Origin of the sequence: Halapricum hydrolyticum (assembly GCF_025517535.1) — an archaeon.
GTDB lineage: Archaea > Halobacteriota > Halobacteria > Halobacteriales > Haloarculaceae > Halapricum > Halapricum hydrolyticum.
The window spans coordinates 15,280-38,525 of the sequence record NZ_JAOPKC010000009.1 but is presented as its reverse complement, the minus strand read 5'-3'; the positions used below and the strand labels follow the sequence as shown (position 1 = coordinate 38,525).

The 23,246-nt window shown below is 64.6% G+C and carries 17 protein-coding genes; 8 read left to right on the top strand and 9 right to left on the bottom strand.

The genetic code is table 11. The features are described from left to right. The first annotated feature begins 108 nt into the window (after positions 1 to 108). Genes OB916_RS09410 through OB916_RS09385 form a run of 6 tightly spaced genes read left to right on the top strand, consistent with a single transcriptional unit; the run spans position 109 to position 5,196 of the window. Positions 109 to 330, top strand: a complete 222-nt coding sequence (locus OB916_RS09410; protein ID WP_315909040.1) for a 4Fe-4S ferredoxin N-terminal domain-containing protein — start codon at positions 109 to 111, stop codon at positions 328 to 330. Next, positions 323 to 2,611: a molybdopterin-containing oxidoreductase family protein gene (locus OB916_RS09405; protein ID WP_315909039.1), complete on the top strand. Its 2,289-nt coding sequence runs from the start codon at positions 323 to 325 to the stop codon at positions 2,609 to 2,611. Before OB916_RS09410 ends, OB916_RS09405 begins: the two co-directional genes overlap by 8 nt. Then, positions 2,611 to 3,207 carry a 4Fe-4S dicluster domain-containing protein gene (locus OB916_RS09400; RefSeq protein ID WP_315909038.1) on the top strand — a complete coding sequence of 199 codons (597 nt, stop codon included), beginning with the start codon at positions 2,611 to 2,613 and terminating at the stop codon, positions 3,205 to 3,207. Before OB916_RS09405 ends, OB916_RS09400 begins: the two co-directional genes overlap by 1 nt. Before the next feature lie 5 nt (positions 3,208 to 3,212). Continuing rightward, positions 3,213 to 3,527 (top strand): hypothetical protein, encoded by a 315-nt coding sequence (locus tag OB916_RS09395; RefSeq protein WP_315909037.1) that lies wholly within the window; start codon positions 3,213 to 3,215, stop codon positions 3,525 to 3,527. Next, on the top strand, positions 3,524 to 4,489 hold the full coding sequence (locus tag OB916_RS09390; RefSeq protein ID WP_315909036.1) for a formate dehydrogenase subunit gamma: 966 nt from the start codon (positions 3,524 to 3,526) through the stop codon (positions 4,487 to 4,489). The genes OB916_RS09395 and OB916_RS09390 overlap by 4 nt, the downstream gene beginning before the upstream one ends. Positions 4,490 to 4,503: 14 nt before the next feature. Then, a complete protein-coding gene (locus OB916_RS09385; RefSeq protein WP_315909035.1) occupies positions 4,504 to 5,196 on the top strand; it encodes a TorD/DmsD family molecular chaperone in 693 nt (230 codons plus the stop codon). 53 nt (positions 5,197 to 5,249) lie between these two features. Here OB916_RS09385 and OB916_RS09380 read toward each other — a convergent pair whose 3' ends face one another. The 4 genes from OB916_RS09380 to OB916_RS09365 are packed head-to-tail and all read right to left on the bottom strand — an operon-like array spanning position 5,250 to position 11,710. Next, positions 5,250 to 6,023 (bottom strand): TorD/DmsD family molecular chaperone, encoded by a 774-nt coding sequence (locus OB916_RS09380; protein WP_315909034.1) that lies wholly within the window; start codon positions 6,021 to 6,023, stop codon positions 5,250 to 5,252. Position 6,024: 1 nt separating this feature from the next. Then, positions 6,025 to 9,402: a molybdopterin-dependent oxidoreductase gene (locus tag OB916_RS09375; RefSeq protein ID WP_315909033.1), complete on the bottom strand. Its 3,378-nt coding sequence runs from the start codon at positions 9,400 to 9,402 to the stop codon at positions 6,025 to 6,027. Then, positions 9,399 to 10,673: an NrfD/PsrC family molybdoenzyme membrane anchor subunit gene (nrfD, locus tag OB916_RS09370; RefSeq protein ID WP_315909032.1), complete on the bottom strand. Its 1,275-nt coding sequence runs from the start codon at positions 10,671 to 10,673 to the stop codon at positions 9,399 to 9,401. The genes OB916_RS09375 and nrfD overlap by 4 nt, the downstream gene beginning before the upstream one ends. A 2-nt stretch (positions 10,674 to 10,675) precedes the next feature. Beyond that, positions 10,676 to 11,710: a 4Fe-4S dicluster domain-containing protein gene (locus OB916_RS09365; protein ID WP_315909031.1), complete on the bottom strand. Its 1,035-nt coding sequence runs from the start codon at positions 11,708 to 11,710 to the stop codon at positions 10,676 to 10,678. 232 nt (positions 11,711 to 11,942) lie between these two features. Between OB916_RS09365 and OB916_RS09360 the strand changes: the two genes are divergently transcribed. After that, positions 11,943 to 13,844 carry a bacterio-opsin activator domain-containing protein gene (locus OB916_RS09360; RefSeq protein ID WP_315909030.1) on the top strand — a complete coding sequence of 634 codons (1,902 nt, stop codon included), beginning with the start codon at positions 11,943 to 11,945 and terminating at the stop codon, positions 13,842 to 13,844. On the opposite strand, the gene OB916_RS09355 is transcribed toward OB916_RS09360, so the two are convergent. Beyond that, the gene (locus OB916_RS09355; protein WP_315909029.1) at positions 13,837 to 14,433 is read right to left on the bottom strand and encodes a DUF7110 family protein; all 597 of its coding nucleotides are present in this window, start codon (positions 14,431 to 14,433) and stop codon (positions 13,837 to 13,839) included. The genes OB916_RS09360 and OB916_RS09355 overlap by 8 nt on opposite strands. Positions 14,434 to 14,791: 358 nt before the next feature. After that, positions 14,792 to 16,765 carry an aconitate hydratase gene (locus OB916_RS09350; RefSeq protein WP_315909028.1) on the bottom strand — a complete coding sequence of 658 codons (1,974 nt, stop codon included), beginning with the start codon at positions 16,763 to 16,765 and terminating at the stop codon, positions 14,792 to 14,794. A gap of 214 nt (positions 16,766 to 16,979) precedes the next feature. Between OB916_RS09350 and OB916_RS09345 the strand changes: the two genes are divergently transcribed. Further along, complete coding sequence (locus OB916_RS09345; RefSeq protein WP_315909027.1) at positions 16,980 to 17,444, top strand: deoxyuridine 5'-triphosphate nucleotidohydrolase; 465 nt, start codon at positions 16,980 to 16,982, stop codon at positions 17,442 to 17,444. A gap of 17 nt (positions 17,445 to 17,461) precedes the next feature. Here the strand turns inward: OB916_RS09345 and OB916_RS09340 are convergent, their stop codons facing one another. Genes OB916_RS09340 through OB916_RS09330 form a run of 3 tightly spaced genes read right to left on the bottom strand, consistent with a single transcriptional unit; the run spans position 17,462 to position 23,012 of the window. Next, on the bottom strand, positions 17,462 to 19,084 hold the full coding sequence (locus tag OB916_RS09340) for an Ig-like domain-containing protein (RefSeq protein ID WP_315909026.1): 1,623 nt from the start codon (positions 19,082 to 19,084) through the stop codon (positions 17,462 to 17,464). Positions 19,085 to 19,086: 2 nt separating this feature from the next. After that, entirely contained in the window at positions 19,087 to 21,189 is a 2,103-nt protein-coding gene (locus tag OB916_RS09335; protein ID WP_315909025.1) for a type II secretion system F family protein, read from the bottom strand. After that, the gene (locus tag OB916_RS09330) at positions 21,186 to 23,012 is read right to left on the bottom strand and encodes a type II/IV secretion system ATPase subunit (protein WP_315909024.1); all 1,827 of its coding nucleotides are present in this window, start codon (positions 23,010 to 23,012) and stop codon (positions 21,186 to 21,188) included. Before OB916_RS09330 ends, OB916_RS09335 begins: the two co-directional genes overlap by 4 nt. Positions 23,013 to 23,246 lie beyond the last annotated feature (234 nt).

Genomic DNA, 23,246 nt, shown 5'->3' with positions numbered 1-23,246 from the left:
TCCTGCGTCGGTATTTCCGGCTGTAAACGTCGACGTGCTGCCGATAGCATATAAACCCTTGCTCAGTCAAGAGCAATGTGGAAACGCCCTCATGTATTCTTTACTCCTATGTCTGAGTTGCCAGTAAAGAAATCGCGCGACGAACACCGAGGCGGCGCTTCCGAGTACGACCTGGAGCTCGGGCGTCGGATGGGCGAAGACGCCCGCCGAGTCGCCGCCGGAGAGATGACACAGTCGGAGTTCTACGCGAAGTACCACGAGGACGTCCTCGAAGAGTTCGGGGAAGACGAACGCGATCCCGGCTTGGAAGGGGAGGGTATCGATGGGTAGCCAGGATCTGACTGTCTCCCGCCGAACGTTCCTCAAGGGGAGCGCAGCCGGGGCGATCGGCGCGGCAGCCGGTTGCCTCGGTCGGTCGGCGGAGTCAGGTGACGTCACTTCACAGGGCGAGCGCAGCGTCGTCCACGGGAACTGCTGGATCTGTCGTGCGGAGTGTGGCCAGGAGATCACCGTCGAAGACGGACGGGCGATCGATCTCACGGGCGTGGACGGACACCCGAAAGCCAGTGCAGGCCCCGACCGAGAGGGCACGCTGTGCTCGAAGGGGATGGCCCAACTCGAGAAGACCTACAACCCGAACCGGATCACTCAGCCCCACATCCGCGAGGACGGCGAACTCCGGGCGGCCTCCTGGGAGGAAGCGCTCTCGTACGCCGCCGACGAACTCGAGACGTTCGCGGAGGAACACGGCTCCGAGAAGCTACTGCGCTACCAGGGATACCCGCTCGCGAAACACCCCTGGCACGATCTGTTCTTCAAGAACCTCTACGGCGCGCCGCTGAAGGTGGGTCGCAAGACCACCTGTCACGGGCCGTTCTCGACGTCCTGGGAGTGGATGTCCGGCTACGGTCGGGAGTGGCCCGACTGGCAGAACTCCGAGTACATCATCGCCTGGGGTCGCAACGTGATGGAGTGTTTCCGCGGTCAGTGGGAGCCCAAAGGCGTCATGGACGCCAAGGAGAACAATGACGCGACGGTCGTCGCTATCGATCCACGCTACACCAAGACCGCCCAGAAAGCCGATAAGTGGATCCCGATCGAGCCCCGGACCGACGGCGCGCTGGCGCTAGCGATGGGTCACGTCATCATTGAGGAAGAACTGTACGACGAGGCGTTCGTCGAGGAGTGGACCCACGGTTTCGAGGCCTACAGGGAGGCCGTCGCGGACAAGACCCCCGAGTGGGCCGCGGAGATCACCGGTGTCGACGCCGGCGAGATCCGCGAGATCGCGATCGGGTTCGCGACGGCGGCCCCGAGCGCGGTCGCGTTCCCGTGGACCGGGCTGGCTTACCAGGCGAACGGGTTCAAGAACTGCCAGAACGTCCATGCGCTGAACGGGCTCGTCGGCAACATCGACCGCCCCGGCGGCACGCGCCAGTGGTCGAAGGGCTTCAGCCTGGCCGACCCTCACGAGAAGCAGGGCATCGACGTCCCCGCGAACTACGAGGACAAGCCGACGCCGGACTACGACGACTACCCGTTCCAGAAACACGGGATCCGCGACGTCTCTCACAACCTCGTCCCCAAAGCGGTCGAACGCGGCGACATCAAGGGTTTCGTCAACAACTGGTCGTCACCGCCGAAAAGCGGCAACACCGACGAGTGGCTGCAGGCGCTCGACGACATGGACCTGGTCATCACCGTCGACGCGTTCTGGGACGCCGTCAGCAAGCGCGCCGACGTCGTCTTCCCGGGCGCGTCCCAGCTCGAACAGCCGTTCCTCAAGGGCGGTGGCGACAGTTCCTACAGCACGAGCGGCTGGGTAACCGCCTCCAGGCCCGCGATCGACCTGATCGGCGACTGCAAGCCGGACTACCAGGTCTACAAGCTGCTCGCCGAGGAGATGGGCTGGGGCGAGTACTTCCCCTGGGAGAGCGGTGCCGAGTACTGGGACGAGCAACTGGACGCCATCGACATGTCCTTCGACGAACTCGCCGATCAGAGCTACGCGATCGTCTCGGAGGTCGGCTACGAGCAGTGGAAAGACGGCGGGTTCGACACCGAGAACGGGCTGTTCAACTTCGATCTCGACGTCAAAGACGAGTACGCCGAACTCGCCGCGGAGATGGGTGCGAGCACGGCTCCGGAGTGGCAGCCCCCGGACGACAAACACTACGGTGAGACGACCGACGACGACTATCCGCTGTTGTTCACGGACGTGTTCGTCGAGCAGCTCAGCCGCGGCCACTGTCAGGCCCTCGAACGTTCCGTCGCGGCCTATCAGGAACGCTACGACGTCGAGGACTGGGACTACGACGGGAACGTGTTGCACATCAACCCGGTGGACGCGGGCGAGCGCGGCATCCGGACCGGCGACATGGTCCGCGTCGAGTCGGCCGACGATTCGATCGAACTGATGGCCCACGTCTACGAGGGTGCCCGTCCCGGGTGGGTCGCCACTGTCAACGGGTTCGGCGAAACGTCTTCGCACCCCGATGGGGCGGGTGCAAACAGTATGAAACTCAACAAAGAACGCCACGTCGAACCGGTAACGGGAATGACCGCACGGAATCACCCTGTCGAAGTCTCCAGGGTCGGAGGTGAGAACTGATGAGCGAAGAGTGGACCTTCTATTTCGATCCGAACAGCTGTATCGGCTGTCACGCCTGCTCGGTCGCCTGTGACGTCCGGAACGATCGGGAGAACGCCGACGACAACTGGCGAACGGTCAAACACGAGGGGACCGGCGAGTTCCCCGACTACGAGGAGACGACCGTGTCCATCTCGTGTATGCACTGCGGGAACGCACCCTGCGAGAAGGTGTGTCCGACGGGCGCGATCACCAAGCGCGACGCCGACGGTATCGTGACGGTCGACCAGGACAAGTGTATCAGCTGTCACTACTGTGGCTGGGCCTGTCCGTACGGGGCCCCGACGTTCGACGGCGAGAAGATGTCGAAGTGTCACCTCTGTCTCGGCGAGGGCGCAGGCGACGGTGCCGGGAAGCCGCCACGCGAGCGACCGAAGGCGGGCGGCACTACGCCCGCCTGCGTCGACAACTGCGTCACTGACGCGCTCCACGCCGGGCCCGTCTCGGAGATGATGGAACTCGCGTCGGACGCGGCCGTCCGGAAGTTCACACAGAACGACCGGCAGCTGATCGTCGAACCGACCGAGGAGGTCGACCCGGAGACGCTCGGTGACTGAGACCTATGCCAGACAGCGATACTATCCGGTCACAGCTCGTCGAAGCCGATCGGTGGCGGAGTCTGACAGCCGTGGTCGCCGCTGCCATCGGGACGGCGGCGGTGCTGGTGGCGTTCGACCAGCTTCCCGAGATCGTCAACGGCTGGGAGCCGATCGTCGGCGGCCACGTGACCCGGGAGACGGCTTACGACCAGTTCAACGCGATCTGGCTGGCGGTTCGAGCCGTCATGGGTCTGTACATCTCGTTCGTGTTCTTCGTCATCGCTGGCCAGTTGCTTGGCCACTGGCGCCGGTATGTGGTCGAAGGAGGTGAACCATGACGGCCCGGGCGACCGACACGGGCAGGGGCGTCATCGAGCGGTTCAACAGCGTCCAGGTCTACGTCCACGCTCTGCTGGCGATCAGCATCTTCCTGCTGTGGCTGACGGGACTGCCGATGACGTTCTACGAACCGCTCGGATGGCTCATCGATCTGTTCGGCCACTCGAACGTGGTCCTGATCCACGTCGTGGCTGGCGTCGGGTTGATCGCCGTCATGATATACTATGCCGTGTACATGGCACTCGGGCTGACGACCGGCAACACGACCCTTCGGCACGTCATGTTCGGCCTCGACGACGTCCGCGAGGTCCTCCAGCAACTGCAGTGGCTCGCCGGACTCGGCGCAGAGCCCGAATCGGGGAAGTACACGTTCCTGCAGAAGGCCGAGATCTGGATCATCGCCTTCGAGGTCGGCGTGATGATCGTCACCGGACTGGTCATGTGGTACATCGGCGTGCTCGCGTCGACGTCGCCCAACCTGGTGATGCTGATCGTCCGGGACGTCCACGCGATCGTCGCCGTGACGATGCTGATGGGCGTGACGTTCCACCTGTTCATGACCCACGTCAAGGAGTTCCCGATGGACCGGTCGATGTTCGACGGGACCGTCGGGATCGGCCAGGCGTGCCGGGAGTGGCAGTCCTGGGCCCGAGAGGAGATCGGCGCGTCGAGAGTGCCCTGCGAGGAACGGACCCACTCGTCGGTTCTGACGACGGGGATGATCGTCACCGTACTGCTGTTCGCTATCATCTGGACCGGGGTCATCCTCCAGTACGTCCTCTCACCGCTGCCGACCGGCCCGAGCCTGAGCCAGCACATCGCACCGAACGCGCTGCCGGGCGGGACGCTGGGACTCGTGTACTTCCTCGGGTTGAACCTCGCCGCGCTGGTCTGTATCGGCAGCGTCGTCGCGATCGGCTACGGGATCTACTCCCGATACGGCCGGACACAGCCTGCCTGACCGCCCACACAATGATGAACCAAGACACGCACGGCACGGCGGAGCTGGCACAGTTGTACTCGCTGCTATCGGAGTGTCTGAAACACCCGGACGAGGCGTTCTACGAGGACGTCGCGGCGGGTCGTTTCGACGCCGAACGCGAGCAGTTGACCTCGGCGCTCGGACTCGACGCCGACGCGGCCCCCTCGGCCGAGCACCTGCCGGACAGTCGGGCGGCCCTGGACAACCAGTACATCTCGCTGTTCGAGGCCTTCGAGACGCCCTACGCGCCGCCGATCGAATCGCCCTACAAGGAGTGGCACGAGGGCGCCGGCAGCGACGGACTGCTCGGGGGACCGCCCGCCGACGACATGCGCCGGAAGTACGCGGCGCTCGACGCCTCGCCTCCGGTCGCCTACCAGCCCGACCACCTGGCGCTGCTGCTAGAGTACGCCTCGCTGCTGGTCGAGAGCGCCGATCGAGACGTCTACGCGACGTTCGTCGACGAACACCTGGACTGGCTACCGGCGTTCCGTCACCGTGTCGAAGACGCTGCCGCCGACGCGCCGTTCTACCGTCGCAGCGTCGCGCTGGTCTGTGACGCCGTCGCTGCCGAGCGGGATCGCCTGGGCGTGACCGAACCCGATTCGGCGACTATCGCGACGATGCTCGAGCGCGTCGAACAGGGAACCGCAGGCATCGACGAGGAAAAAGAGTTCAGAGGGTGACAGCGACAGACGCGCGTCCACCGCGCAGTCGCCCGGTCTCGTTTTCGGCAGTACTACCGGCGGTCGAAGCCGTCAGGCTGCGTCTCGTCTTCGTTGCGGATTCGTGTCGTCTTCGTTGCGGATTCGTGTCGTCTTCGTTGCGGATTCGTGTCGTCTTCACCGCGGGCTCGCTTCGCGTCCCACGCGACGATCGTCCGCGTGAGCCGCGAGAGAGCCGCGAAGACTCCCTCTGCGCGGTCCTGGCCAGCGACAGCCTCGTCGAAGGCGTCGAGCCAGCCCATCGCCGCGAGCGTCTCGCGTTCGATCTCCTGGAGCGCGTCCCCCGCTGCGTCGTCGGCGTCCGCTCGTGCCGCTGCGAGCGTGGATAGAAACGACAGCTGCGCGGCGACGTGATCCGGGATGCCGTCGCCCCGTTCGGGCGTGAAGCCGAGTCGTTCGTAGCGACGGGCCATCCGCGCGGCGGGGTCGCCGTACAGTTCGCCCGCGCTCCCGGCCTCGTGGAACGCCGAGTCGGACTCGAACTCGTGACTCGGCTCGTCGGCGTGTGCCGAGGCAAACGGCGGCACGTAGTGCGGACCGGGCACGACGAAGAGGTTGTCGTAGCCGATCGACAGTGCCTCCGGATCGGGGTCGTCGGCCACCAGCGGGTCGACCTCGACCGCGACCGGCAGTACCGACGCCAACTCGTGAAAGGAGCCGTCGGCCATCGCCTCAGCCAGCGTCTCGATGTCGCCGTCGAACGCCGACGCGAGCAACTCGTAGACCGCGGCGCGGGCCCGCGTGAAGGCGACGTCCGGCCCGGCTCCGTCGGATGCAGTTGCGGCCATCTCAGTCCCTCCGGCGGACCTCGACGAAGGCGTCGTACTGGGCGTTGCTCCCGCCGACGGGGTCGCTCATCCCGATGTCGCCGAGGTCGTTGTCCAGCGGCTGGAGGTGGTTGATCGCGAAACCGGCGTCGCGCGGCCCTGCGATCCCGGCGTCGTCGGTCATCGGCTCGTCGAACTCGTAGGGCGTGTGGCCGTCGTCGCCTGCGGGCTGGCGCGTCTCGCCGTCGATCACCGTCTCGGTCGCGCCGTCCCCGTCGCGACCCCAACCCCACATCGCGCCGACGACGCCGGGCCGGATCCCTTCGGTGACCATCGCGGTCCCCTCGACGCTCCGGCGGCCGGCGTCGATCTCGATCGCATCGCCGTTGTCGATGCCGCGCTCGCCGGCGTCTACGGGGTTGATCCACAGCGGGTTCTCCGGGCGGGTCTCCCGGAGCCACGGGGAGTTCGTCGTGCGATGCATCCCCTGGGTCCGCGGCTTCCAGTTGATGAGATGCAGCGGGCGGTCTGGCTCGCCGTCGCTGACGATCGGTACCTCGACGCTGCCGTCGAAGTGCGTGACGTCCTCGACGCCAGGCAGCCCGTCGAATCGCTCGCCGGAGTAGGCGTCCTTGCCCTGGGGCGGGACTTCGCTGTAGAAGTTGACCCGACTGGCGAGTTTGTAGCGCATTTTGCCGTCCACGTACCCGTTCGACGGCTCGTAGCGATCGACGTAGTCGTAGTCGTGGCCGTGCTCGGCGAAGGCTTCCTCGTAGTTGACGACCGGCTCCTCGAAGCGGCCACCGCGGTTGAGGACGGTGACGGCCTTGCGCCACTCCTCGTTCCGCACGGCCTGCTTCCAGCGGTCGTAGTCGAACCGATCGCCGAGCCCCTTCTCGTGGGCCTGCCGGAAGACCGCAAGCTCCTCGTCGTCGGCGTCCGGGACCGGCCCCTCGCCGAGGTCGTCGAGCGTCGCGTCGCCCGGCAGGGAGATGCCCTCGATGTCCGCGTCGGCCGCGGGATGGTCCTTGGTGGCGTACGCGAGGTTCGTCACCAGCTTGAGATAGAAGTCCTCGGCCTGGTGGAGCGGCCACAACTCGCCTTCGGCGTCCGGGATCGCGTCCTCGCCGACGCCGGGGAAGTCCATCTCCTTCCAGATGTCGATCAGCACGTCCTCGGCCGGTCGGGCGTCGGGCACGACGTCGACTGTCGGGTGGCTGATCTTCTCGTCGGCGAGACGCTTGTTGGGGTAGGTGCCGAAGTTCTCCCACCGACCGAGGTACGTCGGTTCGGGCAGGACGTAGTCGGCGTACTTGCTTGTCTCGCCGATCACCGTGTCGAACGCGACCAGCAGCGAGATGGCGTCGGTGTCGGTCATCGCCTCGGGGATCTTGTCGCCCCCGGAAGCAGCCATGACGTGGTTCTCCGAGTACGGCCGGATAAAGAGTGCCTCGATGCTGTAGGGGTATCCCTTCCGGCGCTCGCCGCCGGCCTCGAACTCGTGACCGGCACTGGCGTACAGTTCCTGGACCTGGTGAGGCGGCGCGACCGGGAACCACGGCCGCTCGGCCGGGTAGCCGTCGTCGCGATCGAACAGCGAGGTGTCCTCGTAGTTGGTACCGGCCCGAAGGATCGGCAGCCCCCAGGGGGATTTCCCCTCCGGGACCGTGCCGAGTTCGTACCGGCCGTTCATGGTGTCGTAGCCAGCGTAGGGCGTGATCTGGCCGCCCTGCCAGTCGTAGTTGCCGATCAGGTGCTGGAGCGTGGCGATCGCACGGGTGTTCTGGAACCCGTTACTGTGCTTGGCCGGCCCTCGGTAGGACAGGATCGCGGCGCGCTTGCCGTGGCTGGTGAACTCGTCGGCCAGTTCGGCGATGTCGTCGGCACTGACGCCAGCCATGTCGGCGTACTCTTCGAGGGTGTGCTCGAAGACGCGCTCGCGGTACAGCGACCAGGCGCTCCGGTAGCGGTCGCCGTCGATCCTGATGTCGACGTCGAGTGCGCCGCGGTCGACCTCGCTGGCGGGCCGGACCTCGGCGGTCTCCGCGTCGACGACGACGTAGCCCTCGCCGTCCAGCCCGAGATCGCCCGCCCGGGCCTTCGGCTGGGCGTCCTCGTCGACGGCCACGAGATGCGTCGCGTCGCTCCAGGTGGGTTCGTCGTCGGCCTCGGCGGCCTCGCTGTCGGGATTGCGGAGGTACGCCAGATCGTGGCGGTTGTGTTCGATGATCCAGCGTGCCATGCCCAGCGCCAGCGCGGCGTCCGAGCCGGGATCGACCGGCACCCACTTCTCGGCCTTCTCGGCGGTCTTTGACATCCGCGGGTCGATCACGTCCATCCGCATGCCGTCCTGGATCGCGTTCGTCAACTTCGGCGCGAGCCAGGTCGGCCCCTTGTTGGCGACCATCGGGTTGGTCCCCCAGACGATGAGATACTCCGTGTTCTCGATGTCCGAGTACTGGCGCTTCTTGCCAGCGCCGTAGGATCGGACGTTGCCCAGCACGCTGGAGAACCCGCAGGTCCCGGCGTGGTGGTGGCTATTGATCGATCCGAGGCCCTGCTTCCAGAGCCGCGTCCGGATGAAGTTCCGGCGGAACCCGCCCACGTCGACGATCTGGTTTGCCTTCGGCCCGAGATCGGGGTGGTCGGTGTCGACCAGTTTCCCCTCGTATTTCTCGTCGAAGGCCGATTCGTCCATTTCGCCGTTCTGGACGGCCTCCCAGTCGTCCATGACTTCCCCCTGAGGAGCGTAGCCGTACATCTCCCGGAGCCCGTCGTGGCTGACGTGCTCGCCGTCGACGCCCTCGACGATCTCCTCGATTGCCTGCTCCCAGGAGATAGTCCGCCACTCCTCGGAGCCGCGCTCGCCGACGCGTTTCATCGGCTTGCGCACGCGGTAGGCGTCGAAGGCGGTCTGGATGCCGGCCTGGCCTTTCAGGCACATCCGGCCGCCCGAGAGCGACCATCGGTCGGCGTCTACGTCGCCCGTTCCTTCCAGATCGCCCGTCACGACGTCTTCGGGATCGCTGCCGTAGGGGACCTGCGAGAACGGCTGGGTGTTGAGGAACGAGTAAGGATTGCCCGCCAGCTTGCGGATCAGCGAGGCGTACTCCCCGTTCCCGCTGTCGTCGGCCAGCCGGACCTTGATCGGGCAGAAGGTGTTGCACTGCCCGCACGTGGTATACAGCACGTCGCCGGCCTCGTAGTCGCCGTAGTCGGTGCCGACGTAGTGCTGGGGGTCGTCCTCCCACAGCGAGGAGAGGTCGAGCCCGCTCATTGTGGCGCTCGTCGACAGCGAGACGGCGCCCATGCCGCCGACGGCGGCGACGAACTCGCGTCTGGAGACCGATGCGTCCGCTGTCGTGTCCGACTCGTCGTTCGAGGTGTCGTCAGTACTCATTTGTCATCACCGAGAGGTTCGAGGGGGAGCAGTTCGACGCCGAGCGTGTACAGCACGAGCCCGACGGCGACGATGCCTGCGCTGGTCGTCCACTCGACGAGACTCGGGAAGTACTCGCCAGCCGGTAGCCCTTCCATCACGGGGACGATCAGCGGCGGGACGACGATGTTGAACCGGACGCCGACGATCCCAATGACGACGCTCAGTGCGGCAAGCAGCATGAGCGCGGGCGTCCGGCGCCAGGACCGCTTCGAAAGGAGTGCGAGCGGGACTGCCCAGCCGAGACCGGCCATCACCAGCCAGAACGACCAGGCCATCTCGCCGGTCAGGATCAACAACCAGGTCTCGACATCGTGGGGGTGCAGGCTGTTGAGCGCGATCAGCATGTCGATCAGGAAGAAGGCCAGGTCGACGAGCACGAACGCGGCCGTCAGCTTCGCGAGCCGATCCAGCAACGACCGATCGAGATCCCCGCCGAGGACCTTGCTCCGGAGCACGTACAGGCCCATCACCAGCGCCGCCCCGCTGACGATCGCGGAGACGACGAAGATGATCGGGAACAGGCCGCTGTTCCAGTAGGGGCGGGCCTTCGCGACCGCGAACAGCACGCCCGTCCCGCCGTGGACCAGGAAGATCGCCAGCGGGATCCCCAGGATGCCGACGCGCTTGAGCCACGTCTCGTCGCGCTCGCGTGCGCGCTCGCCAGTATCGGTCCGTCCGAGGGTCAACGCGCGATACAGTGTCCCGCGCCAGCCGCCGACCCGTGCGGCCAGTCGGGCCAGATCGACCCGCATGGCGAAGTACAGCTCGGTCACGAGTACCGCGATGTAGGCCACGTAGGCGTGGACCTCCCACATCAGCGGCGAGGTGATCTGTCGCCAGATGAACGGATGGTACATCCGGTCCATCCGTCCCAGGTCGATCCAGACGAACAGTAGCGCGACGGCCATGCTGATCGCCGCCGCGAACAGCGCGTCGCGGTCGACCTTCTCCATGCCTTCCATGCCGAAAACGTTCGAGAGCGTGCTTACCAGGAACGCTCCGGCCGAGAGGCCGACGAAGTAGATGTAGAAGGCGACCCACGCGCCCCAGGGAGTAGTGCTGGTGAGGTTCGTGCTCGCCATGCCCTGCGTGATCCGCAGGTACACGGCGTACGCGCCCACGAGTAGCAATACTGCCAGCAGTCCGTACCAGCCGTACCGTATCCGGTCGCTCGTGAAGCCGAAGTCGGTGTCGAACTCCAGGCGACCGGTGTCTGTCTCTGTTGCCATGGTTACTTGAGGTAGTAGACGTTGGGATCGGTGCCGCCCTCTTCTTTGAGCTGGAAGGCCCGGTCGGAGTCGGCCATCTGTGCGACGTCACTTTCGGGATCGTCGAGGTCACCGGCATTGCGCGCGTCACCGACGCAGGTCTCGACGCAGGCCGGCTCCTCGCCGCGGTTCAGCCGGTGGTGACAGAAGTGGCACTTCCGGACGTTGCCGACGGGTTCGACGCGCCCTTCCTCGTGGCGGTCGATGCCGTACTCGGGGCTGGTGATCTCGTCGGCCTCCGTGATCTCGTCGTCGTAGGACTCCCCGAAGTCGAAGTACCGCGCGCCGTAGGGGCAGGCGATCATGCAGTACCGGCAGCCGATACAGCGCTCGTAGTCGATGTTGACCACGCCGTTGTCCATCTTGTAGGTCGCGCTGACCGGACACACCTGCACGCACGGGGGATTGGTACACTGCATACACGGCCGCGGGATGTTCGTCCGGGAGACGTTGGGGAATTCCCCGTGCTCTTCCTCCATGACGACGTTGTAGCTGACTCCCGGCGGCGTGCGGTTCTCGGCCTTGCAGGCGACTGTACAGGAGTCACAGCCGACGCACTTCTGGAGGTCGATCACCATTCCGTAGGTCGGGTCGTCCGAATCGCCGTCCACGTCGGCTGCCGCTGTCGATGCCTCGACGGCTTCTGACTCGTCGAGTTCCGCGGCGACCGAGTCCATCGATCCGACGGAACACGAGAGGCTCTCGGCGGCCGCTTCGTCGATCGTCTGGTCGTCGCTGTCGACTGCGGGGTTTGGCGTGACCTCGTAGGCCTCGCCGAACTCCGCGCGGGCGGCCTCGTCGTATTTCGCCCAGAACTGCTCGCTGGACAGTTCGCCGCGCCCGACGCGTTTGGCGTCCTCGGCCATCGCCAACCCGAGGTCGGTGCTGTGGTCGGCCTCCGCGAGGACCGACTCGGGGTCCTCGCGCTCGTTCTCGACCATCCGATCCACGTCCATCGCGTCTACGTCCGGAACGCCCGGTGTGTTGGACTGGCTCATCGGGGAACACCCGACCAGCCCGGTCGATGCTGTGACATACACCTATAGATAGCACGGACGCGGGGGAGAGCGTACCACCAATATCGCTTGGGCCGACGCCGGCCTTTATAACAGACGGCCCAATACAGCTCGGTCCCGGGAACTGAAAACGAGTGAGCGACATTTATCGGCGCGGCCCGGAACGATAGCGTATGGACTGGCACGCAACGGAACACAGACGGGGTGGTCAGCCGTGACCGACTGGCTCCCGCTGGGGATCGCGCTGCTCTCGGTCTCGCTTCGCGTCGTGGGCGTCGGCTACTCCGCGCTGTTGCTCTATCGGGTTCGTGACCTCCGATTCGGCTTTCTGACGCTGATGTTGACGCTGATGGCCGTCCGGCAGGCACTGACGCTAAGCGTCGCGAACCCCGGGATCGAGGAGCTCCCGGGGCTGATCGTCAGCGGTCTGGCGGTGCTGACTGTCTACTACCTCTCACAGTACGTCCGCCAGGAGGAGCGAACCAAGGCGCGCCTCACGGCGAAAAACGACCAGCTTCGCGGGTTCAGGAAGGCGATCCGCCACGTCGGGCACGGCATTTTCATCACCGACACCGACGGGACGATCGAGTACGCCAATCCGGCCGTCGAGACCCTGACCGGGTACGACCGCGACGAGGTCATCGGCGAGAACCCCCGGATGTGGAAGTCCGGCGAACACGACGGGGCGTTCTACGAAGCGATGTGGGAGACTATCGCGGACGGCGACGTCTGGGAAGGGGAGATCGTCAACGAACGCAAAGATGGCGAGCGGTGCTGGGTGGACATGACGATCGCGCCGATCACCGACGAGAGTGGCGACATTGAGCGGTTCGTGGCAGTCGACACCGACGTGACCGAACGCAAGGAGCGCCAGCAGCGCATCGAACACCAGAACGAGATGCTCCAGCGGTTGAACACCACGAACAGGATTCTCAGGGACGTCAACCAGGCGCTGGTGCAGGCCGAGAGCCGCGGCGAGATCGAGCGGGCGGTCTGTGCGGAGTTCGCCGACGCCGAGCCCTACAGCTTAGCCTGGATCGGGACGCGAAACATGGTCAACGACTCGCTACGCGCCAGCAGGCACGCCGGCATCGACAGCGACGCGATCGGGGCGATTGTGGACGCGCACAACCATAGCGATGCCGAAGACCTCCTGCGCGAGGCGATCCGGACCGAATCCCCACAGGTTCTCCAGGAGATCGACGATCCGGACCAGCGATGGCAGGCCGAACTCGCGAGTCGGGGCTATCGCTCGGTCGCTGCCGTCCCCCTGATCTACGACGGCACGGTCTACGGCGGTCTGGAAATCGCCTCGACCGAACCGTGGGCGTTCGAGGCGATCGATACCAGCGTGCTCGTCGATCTGGGCCGGACGATCGCCTACGCGATCAATGCGACCGAGAGCAAGCAGGCGCTGCTGGCCGACAGCGTCGTCGAGCTGGAGTTCCAGCTTTCGGGAACTGACGGGCTCGGGACGCTCGCGCGAGCGCTCGACGCCGACGCGACCCTGGAGCGTCTCACCCGCTCGCCCGACGGCCACCTCGTCGCCTACGCCACGCTGACGGGCTGTCCCCGAACCGACGTCGAGGCTGCCATCGACGACGTGCCGGCGATCGCCGACGCCGCGTTCGTCTGTGATCACGACGACGGCGGTCTCTTCCGGCTCGATCTGACCGACGAGAGCGTCGAGTCGACGTTCCTCGATCACGGCGGCGTCGTGACCAGCCAGACGGTCGAGGACGGATCGGGGCGACTGACGGTCGAGTTCCCACGGCGGACTGACGTCCGATCGCTCGTCGAATCAGTGACTGCCTCCCACGACGGCATCGACCTGTTGGCTCGCCGCGAGCACGAACGGTCCGTCAGAACCGACCAGGAGATCCGGTCACAGCTCGAGTCGGAACTGACGGACCGCCAGCTCGAAGCGCTCCGGACAGCCTATCTGGGCGGCTTCTTCGAGTGGCCGCGCGAGAACACGGGCGAAGACATCGCAGAACTCATGGGCGTCTCCCAGACGACGTTCCTCCAGCACCTCCGGACCGCACAGCGAAAGACGTTCGCGCTGCTGCTTGACGATAATGGCACCACACAGTCGGTGACAGCCCGACCTAGCTGATAAACTCGTTGTTGCGCCAGTCGACGCCGTTGCCGTCCTGTTCCTCTGCAGGGTCTTCCGTGACCGTGATCGTCGCGGGCCGGGGCTCGCCGTCGACGATCCGGACGGCTTCGAGTTCGTCGTCCTCGTTGACGACGATTGCCGTCAACGTCCCTTTCTCGGCGATCTTCGCGATGTTACGAAGCACCGTGAACATCGGGTACTGGACGGCAGTGTTCTGGAGGACGGTTTCCCGATCCCCTTTGAAACAGGCGTACTCGACCAGTTCGGATTCGATTTCTTCCTCTTCCTCTTCGAGCGCACCCCACTGCGGGCCGCCCCCGGTTCGCGACGGGCCGGGTCCGTCGAAGTCTTCCGGATCCTCTTCGTAGACGCGATTCTCTGTCACGCTGGCCTTCAACTGGGCTGTCGGCGTGTACTTGCTCATGCTGGTGTCGGTGGCGACAGCACTCAGAATGAGCGTGTTGTTTCGCCTAGTGATCTCTACGTCCTCGATCTCCTCCGGGAGATCTGGGTCCTCGAAGTACGAGTACACGTCTTCGAGCGGCAGTTCGAGTGTCGAATGGAGTCGGTATACGCGACTGGTCATAGTTGTGGGGGGGAATCGGCGGTCACAGTCGGCCGCCCGCGCTGGTGGTCGTCTCTACATAAGTTGCCGTCGCTTATATGGCCTACCCTTCCGGACAGAGCATCACGACGTATCACATAACCGCTACTCGTCGCTTCGGAACGCGACGTCCTGATGGTCGCTATCGCTGTCGGACAACCGTGTGCGGGGCGATCAAAAACCGACACGGCCGTTCTGACGCCGGTAACCTATTCCTGGCTGAATTGCCGTCGACACTACTCGTCTCCCGGCTGGACTGCCGGTCGACACTACTCGTCTCCCGGCTGGACTGCCGGTCGACACTACTCGTCTCCCGGCTGGACTGCCGGTCGACACTTCTTTAGTCGTCGGCGGGTGCGTCGGAACTCTCCTGCTCGTACTGCTTTTTGGTGTGCGACAGCTTGCCGCCGTCGGCGAGGATCTCGCGCTCGCGTTTGGACGCATCGAGATAGCCGGTCGCCTCCCAGTCGTCGTTGACGCGGATGGTGAACTCTTCCTGGCCCGAGCGGACTGCCTCGGCCACGTCGTCGACGATCTCGATGTTGTCGCCCTGCTCGATCTTCTCGTAGGTGTCTTCATCGATCTCCAGAGGCAGCAGACCGAAGTTGAACAGGTTCGCCTTGTGAATGCGGGCGAAGCTCTGTGCGAGCACGCCTTCGACGCCCAGGTACATCGGACACAGTGCCGCGTGTTCGCGCGAGGAACCCTGCCCGTAGTTCTCGCCGGCGACGAGGAAACCGCCGTCGCTCTCCAGGGCGCGGCTGGCGAAGCTCTCGTCGACCCGCGAGAGGGTGAACTCCGAGAGCTTGGGGATGTTCGACCGATACATCAGGATGTCCTGGGTGGCCGGGATGATGTGGTCGGTCGTGATGTTGTCGTCCATTTTCAGCAGGCTCGGCCCTTCCAGGTGTGCGTCGAGGGGATCCTTCAGCGGCACGTCGCCGATGTTCGGTCCCTTCACGAGCTCGTCGTCGACGGCCTCTTCCGGCGGGATGAGGTCAGCTTTCGAGCCGTCGTAGACGTCGGGCATCTCGAAGCCCGGCGCTTCCATATCGCCGAGTTCCTCGGCCAGATCGCGCGGATCGACGATTTCGCCCTTGATGGCGGCTGCGGCGGCGACCTCCGGCGAGCAGAGATAGACGTTGTCGTCTTCCAGACCCGAACGGCCCTCGAAGTTGCGGTTGAACGTCCGCAGGCTCACCGAATCGGAGGCCGGCACGTGACCGATCCCGATGCAGGCACCGCAGGTCGACTCCGAGAAGTTCACGCCGGCGGCCATCAGCTCAGAAGCCCACCCGTCGCGGGCGAGCATCTCCGAGGCCTGTTTCGAGCCAGGCGCGACGATCATCTCGGTGGTCTTGTCGACCTCGCGGCCCTCGAGCATCTTCGCTGCCGGAAGGATGTCCTCGTAGCCACCGTTGGTACAGGAACCGATGATGACCTGCTCGACGTCCTGTCCGGCGGCCTCGCGCACCGGCACAATGTTGTCCGGCATCGAGGGTTCGGCGATGAGCGGCTCCAGATCCGAGAGGTCGACGACGATCTCGTCGTGGTACTCGGCGTCCGCATCGGGGCCGATCTCCTCGTAGTCCTCGCCGCGACCCAGCCGTTCGAGGTAGTCTTTGGTCTTCTCGTCGGTCGGGAAGATCGAGGTTGTCGCGCCGAGTTCCGTCCCCATGTTGGTGATCGTCGTCCGCTCGGGAACCGAGAGGGTCTCGACGCCCGGACCCGTGTACTCCAGGACTTTGCCGACGCCGCCCTTCACCGAGAGCCGGCGCAGCAACTCGAGGATGACGTCCTTGGCGGTCGCCCACTCGGGGAGTTCGCCCTCCAGGCGGACGTTGACGACCTCCGGCATGTCGATGTAGTACGCGCCGCCGCCCATCGCGACGGAGACGTCCAGCCCGCCGGCCCCGATCGCCAGCTCGCCCAGCCCGCCGGGCGTGGGCGTGTGCGAGTCGCTGCCGAGCATCGTCTTGCCCGGGGCGGCGAAGTTCTCCTTGTGGACGTTGTGACAGATCCCGTTGCCCGGCCGCGAGAAGTGCGCGCCGAACTTTCCGGCCGCAGACCGGAGGAACCGGTGATCGTCCGTGTTCTTGAAGTCGAACTGATACGTCTGGTGGTCACAGTACTGTGCCGCCAGTTCCGTCTGGACGTCGTCCAGATCCAGCGCTTCGAACTGCAGCCACACCAGCGTGCCCGTAGTGTCCTGTGTGAGGACCTGATCGATCTCGATCCCGATCTCCTCGCCGGGCTCGAGTTCGCCCTCGACGAGGTGATCGGAGAGGATCTTCTCCGTGAGCGTCTGTCCCATAACGTCCAAGAGTCCGCCGCGGACAGACATAAATCCCGCGTGTTGGCGCGAAAACTGCCTGGTTCCCGTCTTGCGGTTTCGATAATTGATACGAATCGACGATGAAGGTCCGGGCAGGATCAGCGGGGTCGAGGTGGCCACTTGCCCCGAGCGGACCGACGGCGACGAGGTGGGAATCGGAGTCGTTTAGTCGCCGGTGGTCGCCTGTCTGGACATGTTCAGAAGTGGCCGGTTCGTGGCCGAACACCTCGACAGCGTCGCCTCAGAGCAGGTCCAGCCCAACGGCGTTGATCTGACGCTCGATACGGTCTTCGAGCAGGTCTCGCCCGGCCGGATCGGGACCGACGGCAAGGAGATCGGCGAGCGCGAGGAGATCGACGCCGACGACGGCGTCTACCACCTCTCGCCAGGCGGGTACGTCGTGCGATACGCCGACCGGATTCGCATTCCCGAGGATCACATCGGCTTTCTGTACCCGCGGTCGTCGCTACTACGCAACTCCTGCATGCTGGACACGGCGGTCTGGGACGCCGGCTACGAGGGCCGCGGTGAGGGGCTGCTGGAAGTCTATCACGATATCGAACTCGAAGCCGGCGCGCGGATCGCTCAACTGGTTCTCGCCGAGGCCGACCACGAGGGGACCTACGATGGGTCTTATCACGGCGAGAATATCGAGTGACGGTTATCGGAGTTCGATCACCGAACGTCGGCGAAGTAGTTGTTCACTGTCCCATCATCGAATAACACAGACAGCCCAATGAAATCGCCCTTCACCGCCGTCTTGTCTGCTTCAAACGCAACTGTCAGCTCGTCGCCGTCCGAGATGGTGAAGTCGGGGACGTCCGTGTAATCGGAATATACCCTGATCGAACCGGAAGTGACTGGTGCCGTGATGTTAAGTGCCGTCCCCACACCAGCATCGTCCGTTCGGAAGAACAGGAGGCGCATTTCGTCGAACGTCATGTTTCTGCCTGCATCGTTTTCGAACGTCACATTGACAGCGCGAGAATTGGCCCCGCCAGGAGACGAGACGTCCGTGAGCTTGACTCCATCGCTACCCGGATTGATCCTTGACACACCGTCGTCAGTCGTGTTCCTGGGTGGACTACCAGAACGATCCGTGTCGATGACGGTCAAGTGGAACGTGGCGTTCTCCAGTAGGTCGATCCTATCACCCGGATCCGTCCCGTCGCCTATCGATGTCCTGATCCGGACGTCCTGGTTTCCATCGACGTTCTCGGGAGCAATGTACCGGAATGTCGTCCGGCCGTCGCTACCAGTAAGAGAGGTATCCACGGGTTCAACCGTGCCCACCAGATCCGCGTTGGTCGGAGTCGTCGTCACCGGCACGCCGCTCACCGGATTGTTATACTCGTCGCGGACGGCGACGGTGAACCGGTGAGTCGTGTTCTCCGGAACGCTCGTCTCGTTGCCGGCGACGTCAGTGATGTACCGCGGACCCGGCTCCAGAGTAGCTGTCGGACCGACACGGACTTTTGCGATGCTCAGTTCGTACTCCGTGTCGTCTTCGAGGTTGATTCTGAGGCCGTCAGCACGCGCCTCGATCTGACTCCGGTTGATTTCGTCGACCGCGTCCGCGAACTCGTCGGGCGTGAGGTCCGTCGCAATGTCAATACTCAGGGTTTCACCCGGTGCGTTGCGAATCGTCACTGTTTCGGTCCGGGTGCTGACAGGGGCGATCTGGACCGACGTCGAGAGTCCACCGTAGGAGAGTGACCCGTCCAGCAGCGTCAGCTGAATCTGTCGGCCGTCGATGAAACTCGACCCGTCGTAGAAGTAGTGCTGACCGTCGTCGTACCCGGCGTGTAACATCGAGTGTTCCCAGGTGAGCGTTCCTGGATTGGCGAGTTCGTTGTAGTCCGGCCGGTAAGTGATCCCCTTCGTCGTGAACGTCTTCGACGAGCCGTTCCAGTAGTCGCCGACGTTGCCGACTGCGGTGGCGTTGTGGATCGTCAGCGACTGCGCGTCGGTCGTCTGTATCGAACCGGTCGCGGGGCCAGGGTTCAACAGAAAGAACCGGCTCGGATAGACCACACCAGTCTCGACAGAGACGGTGGCGCTACTCCCGGTCGTGCCGACCTGATAGAGCTCGTCCTGCAGCGTCTGGAAGTCCTGAGTGACGCGCTGGTCATGTTCGAATTCGACCTGCTTGTTCGCGGCCGGGACGGCGTTGAGCTGGATCAGCGCGATGACGAGAAACAGCAGTGCAAACACGAGAATCGCGCCGATCACTTCGGAGACGGCGCGGCTGTCGGTTCGGAACGGGCGATCGGACTGGGTGGAATGGGTCGGAATCATGATCAGATGAGCGCGAACGCCGCGATAGCGACGACGAGCAGGAGGATACTGTATTTCAGGCCGCTGAAGGCGTCGTCGGCGAGCTTGCCGGCGAGGACGCCACTACCCAGCGCCTGGACGACGGCGGCGTGCAGGAACAGCGCCTTGTACGACTCGACGGGGACGCTCGTCATCGACAGGGGCAGCCCCGACCCGGCCGTCGTGGGCGTGGTCGGTTCGGCCTGTGCCTCGGCTATCGGTGCCAGGTAGGCGGTGTCGAGCAACACCACGACCAGCAGGAACACCAGGAAGCCGATCACGACGACGGCGATGTAGGGGCTCAGCTCCTGGCGGCGCTCGCGGTCGAGCTTGAACCGCTCTTTGGTGTCTCTGGCTGCAATGCCCAGGACGGCCGCGACGTCGGTGCTCGATCGGACCCCCTCGGCGATCAGCGTCATCGTCCGGGACAGCTGCGGGACGCCGACCCGATCGGCGAACGCGCGCAGCCCCGATCGCGTGTCGTAGTTCCAGCGCAGGTCGTTGCGGAGCTTGGTCATCTCTTCGGACAGCGGGCCGCTGGACCACCGCGACGCCAGACCGAGCGCGTCGTCGATGGGGACGCCCATTCTGTTTGCGCTGGCCAGTATCGAGAGCGTGTCGGGAAAGCGAGTGGCGAAGTACTGCTCGCGGCGGCGCTTGCGCTCGTGGAAGGTCGACAGCGGCACGAGCACGACCAGGAGCGGCACGACGAACAGCCACGTCGTCGTCGGGATCGGCCGCTCGAGCATCGCGTCCCACGTCGGCGTCGCGACGCCGGTCGCGACGAAGACCGCGCCGACGAGCACGGCCAGCGGGAGCGTGACGAGCACGGACCAGACCGGCTTCGAGCGGAACGCGGCGAGCGGATCCGCGAACTTCGCCCGCAGCACCTGGCGTCGGCGGTGGGCGAGATAGCTCCCCTGTCGGGACTCCAGTTCTGCCGGCATCGCTGTTGCGGCGGACGGTCTGGGCTCGACGCCGGGGAGAGCATCCCGGACGACAGCCCACAGCAGCGCGAAGCCGGACTCGACCCCGCTGTCTTCCTCGTCGAAGTGGACGTCCGGCTGGACGTACGGTTCCGAAAGGGTATCCAGCAAGACCAGAAAGCCGATCATCGCAAGCGGGAGCATCACGTAGACGAGCAGCGTCAACTCCGTGAGAGTCTGGGCGCCGAGCAGACTCATCACGACCAGGATGACGATGACGAAAAGCGGCGCGGCGACGAACAGGACGACGAAGAACTCGCTCAAAAGCGCCAGCACTTCCAGGAACGACTGCTGTTCGTCCCGCGCGTCTTCGAGGTACGATTCGGACTCGTCCTCGAAGAAGACCGTGACGTCGCCTCCGGAATCGAGCACACCCAGGAGGTCGTCGAGGAACCGCTCGAAGTTCTCACTCGGGGTGAGGTTGCGGACGTTCCGCAGTGCGGTGTACATGTCGTTGCCGAAGAACTCCACCTCGCGGACGATCATCTCGGCCTCGTTCGCGATCTCGCCGTAGGTCTCTTCGGAGTCGGCGAGCACGCCGAAGGTTTCGAGTAGATCCATCCCGCCACGCGAGAGCGCGTACATGAAGACGATCGCGTGTGGCAGGGTGACGTCGATGTTCCGCTGGCGGGACGAAACGATCAGTCGCGGGTAGTGATATCGGACATACCAGGTTCCGAGCCCGAGCGTCGCGGCGAAGACGGTCGCGATCGCCGCACCGGCGAACAGTGACTTGTAGTCGGCGATGTAGTAGACGACGGCCCCGTCGTAGGCGAGGGGATTCGTGAGTCCTTCGACGGCGCCACTGGCGGCGAGCAGCCAGGCGACTGCGAGCCCGAATACGGCTCCGGCGGCTACGCCGCCCACCGCGTACCAGGCGCTCCGGGCGAGATAGACGTCGAAGCTCTGGCCGTACCGGGCCTGATTGAGCCGCTGCTGGAGGTCGAAATACCGGCGCGGACGAGCCTTGTAATAGCTCCGGAACCAGCCGTAGGTCTCCCGGAGTTCCTTCTCGTCCAGTCCGGGTGCCTCCTGCACGTACGGGAACTGCTGGAAGCCGAACTCGCTCTGTTCGGTATCTCCGCTGCTCTCCCGGCTCATAGCCGCTCCACCAGGTTTTCGATGCCCAGATCGCTCGGGTCGATCGTCGACGGGTCCGGCGCTCCGTTGGCGAGAGCGGCGCGATCGAGCGTGCCGGCCTCGATCGCTTCGAGCAGCGCGTCGGGGTCACGCGAGTATCGACGGATCGCGCTCGACACGGGACCGTAGCCGGTGATATCGTTGTCGAGCAGGTACTCGAGGACGCGCTGGCGGCGGTCGAACTCGCGGGTGAGATCACGGTCGCTCCAGCCACGATGGGCGGCGATGTCCTGCAGGAGGTGCGAGTCGGCGACCATTTCGTGGGTGTCGCTGGCCGGGTCCCGTCGGAACACCTCGCGGGTCTGGACGGCGTTCGGATCGTCGGGATCGGTCAGGATTTCGGTCACGGAGTCAGTCCGGCGGACGCGCTTGTTGTTGATGAACGTCTGTTCCTGGACGGAGACGACGTCCAGCTCCTGGACCATCTGGGCCGGGACGTTCAGCGGCGGGTTCCCCAGCCGCGAGAGCACAGTCTCGATCGAATCCGCGTGCAGCGTCGTATACGAGGTGTGACCGGTCGACATCGCCTGGAAGAAGGTTAGGGCGACCCGTTCTTCGGTGCGGATCTCGCCGACGAGCAAGTATTCAGGGCGCTGGCGGAGCGCGGCCTGCAGGAGCTGGTACATCGTGACTTCGCCCTGCCCTTCGGCGGTGACGGCGCCGCGCGTGATGCTCTGAATCCAGTTCTCGTGGGGGAGGTCGATCTCGCGGGTGTCTTCGATCGTGACGACCTTGCTGGAGGGCGGGACGAAAAACGACACCGCGTTGAGACTGGAGGTCTTGCCCGAGCCGGTCCCGCCGGCGAAGATCAGCGACTTGTTGTTCTCGATGGCCAGCCAGAAGTAGGCCATCTGCTGGATCGAGAACGTTCCCCAGTCGATGAGTTCGACCGGCGTGAACGGGATATCGGAGAACTTCCGGATCGTGAAGTTCGAACCGCGCGTGCTGACGTCGCCGCCCAGCGTGAGTTGCACTCGCGAGCCGTTCGGCAGTGTCGCGTCGATTAAGGGGTTCGAGATCGTCAGTTGCTTGCCGGCGCGCTGTGCCAGCCGGAACGTGAACGCGTCGAGCCGGTCGGCGTCGAGTCGCACGTTCGTCCGGAGGTCGCGGTACCGCCGATGGTAGACGAACACCGGGATGTCGTGGCCGTCACAGGAGACGTCCTCGATGTCGTCGTCGCGCATGATCGGGTCGATCGGGCCGAAATCGATGAAGTCCCGGATGAGGTAATACAGGAGCTTGTGGATCGTACCCGGTTCGATCGTCGCGGCCTGTTCGTCGATGAGCGTCCGTGCCTCGCGGCGGAACGCCGCTTCACGGTCGTTCTCCTCGAAGTCGCGGTACATCAGGTTGTTTCGGAGCAACTCGATGAGATCGCGCCGGACGTATCGCTCGAAGTCGTCGAGCACGGGCTCGACCACGTGGTAGCGGTGTTCGTTCTCTTCCTCGTCGTGCAGGATCGCGATGTAAGCGAACGGCTTGTGCACCCACTTCCACTCGAGTTCCTCGTAGCGGTCGAGATAACTGAAATCGAAGAAACGCGATACGATAAACTCCTCCGCGGGCGGTTCGACGCCTTCCTCGGCGTGAGCCGCGAAGTACGCCCTGACGTCCTCCAGGACCTCGGCGACCGTCGGGTGGTCGTAGAGGACGATCTCGCTACCGACGTCCTCCGGCAACGCGAGTTCGTCACTCAAGACGTCTTCGGCAGGGAGCTCCGTCACTGCCGTCGAGTCGCCGCTGGCCGCACCTCCGGTCTCCGCGAGTGAATCTCGTTCGCTCATCTATGACAATACGTATAGTAGTAATATAAACCAATCTGATAATAAACAGTCATTTGCATTATCAGATGAAACGTGCGAGAGAGACAGATGTAGCCGCGTGACTCATCGTCAGAGTAGGCGAAAACGACCAACAACACCACGTGTGCGACGCACAGATCCGGCTGTGTGACCCCATCTCGGTACGCTTGTCCTACTAAACCCTGGCAGGCGGTATGATCAGTGTACACCGATTCG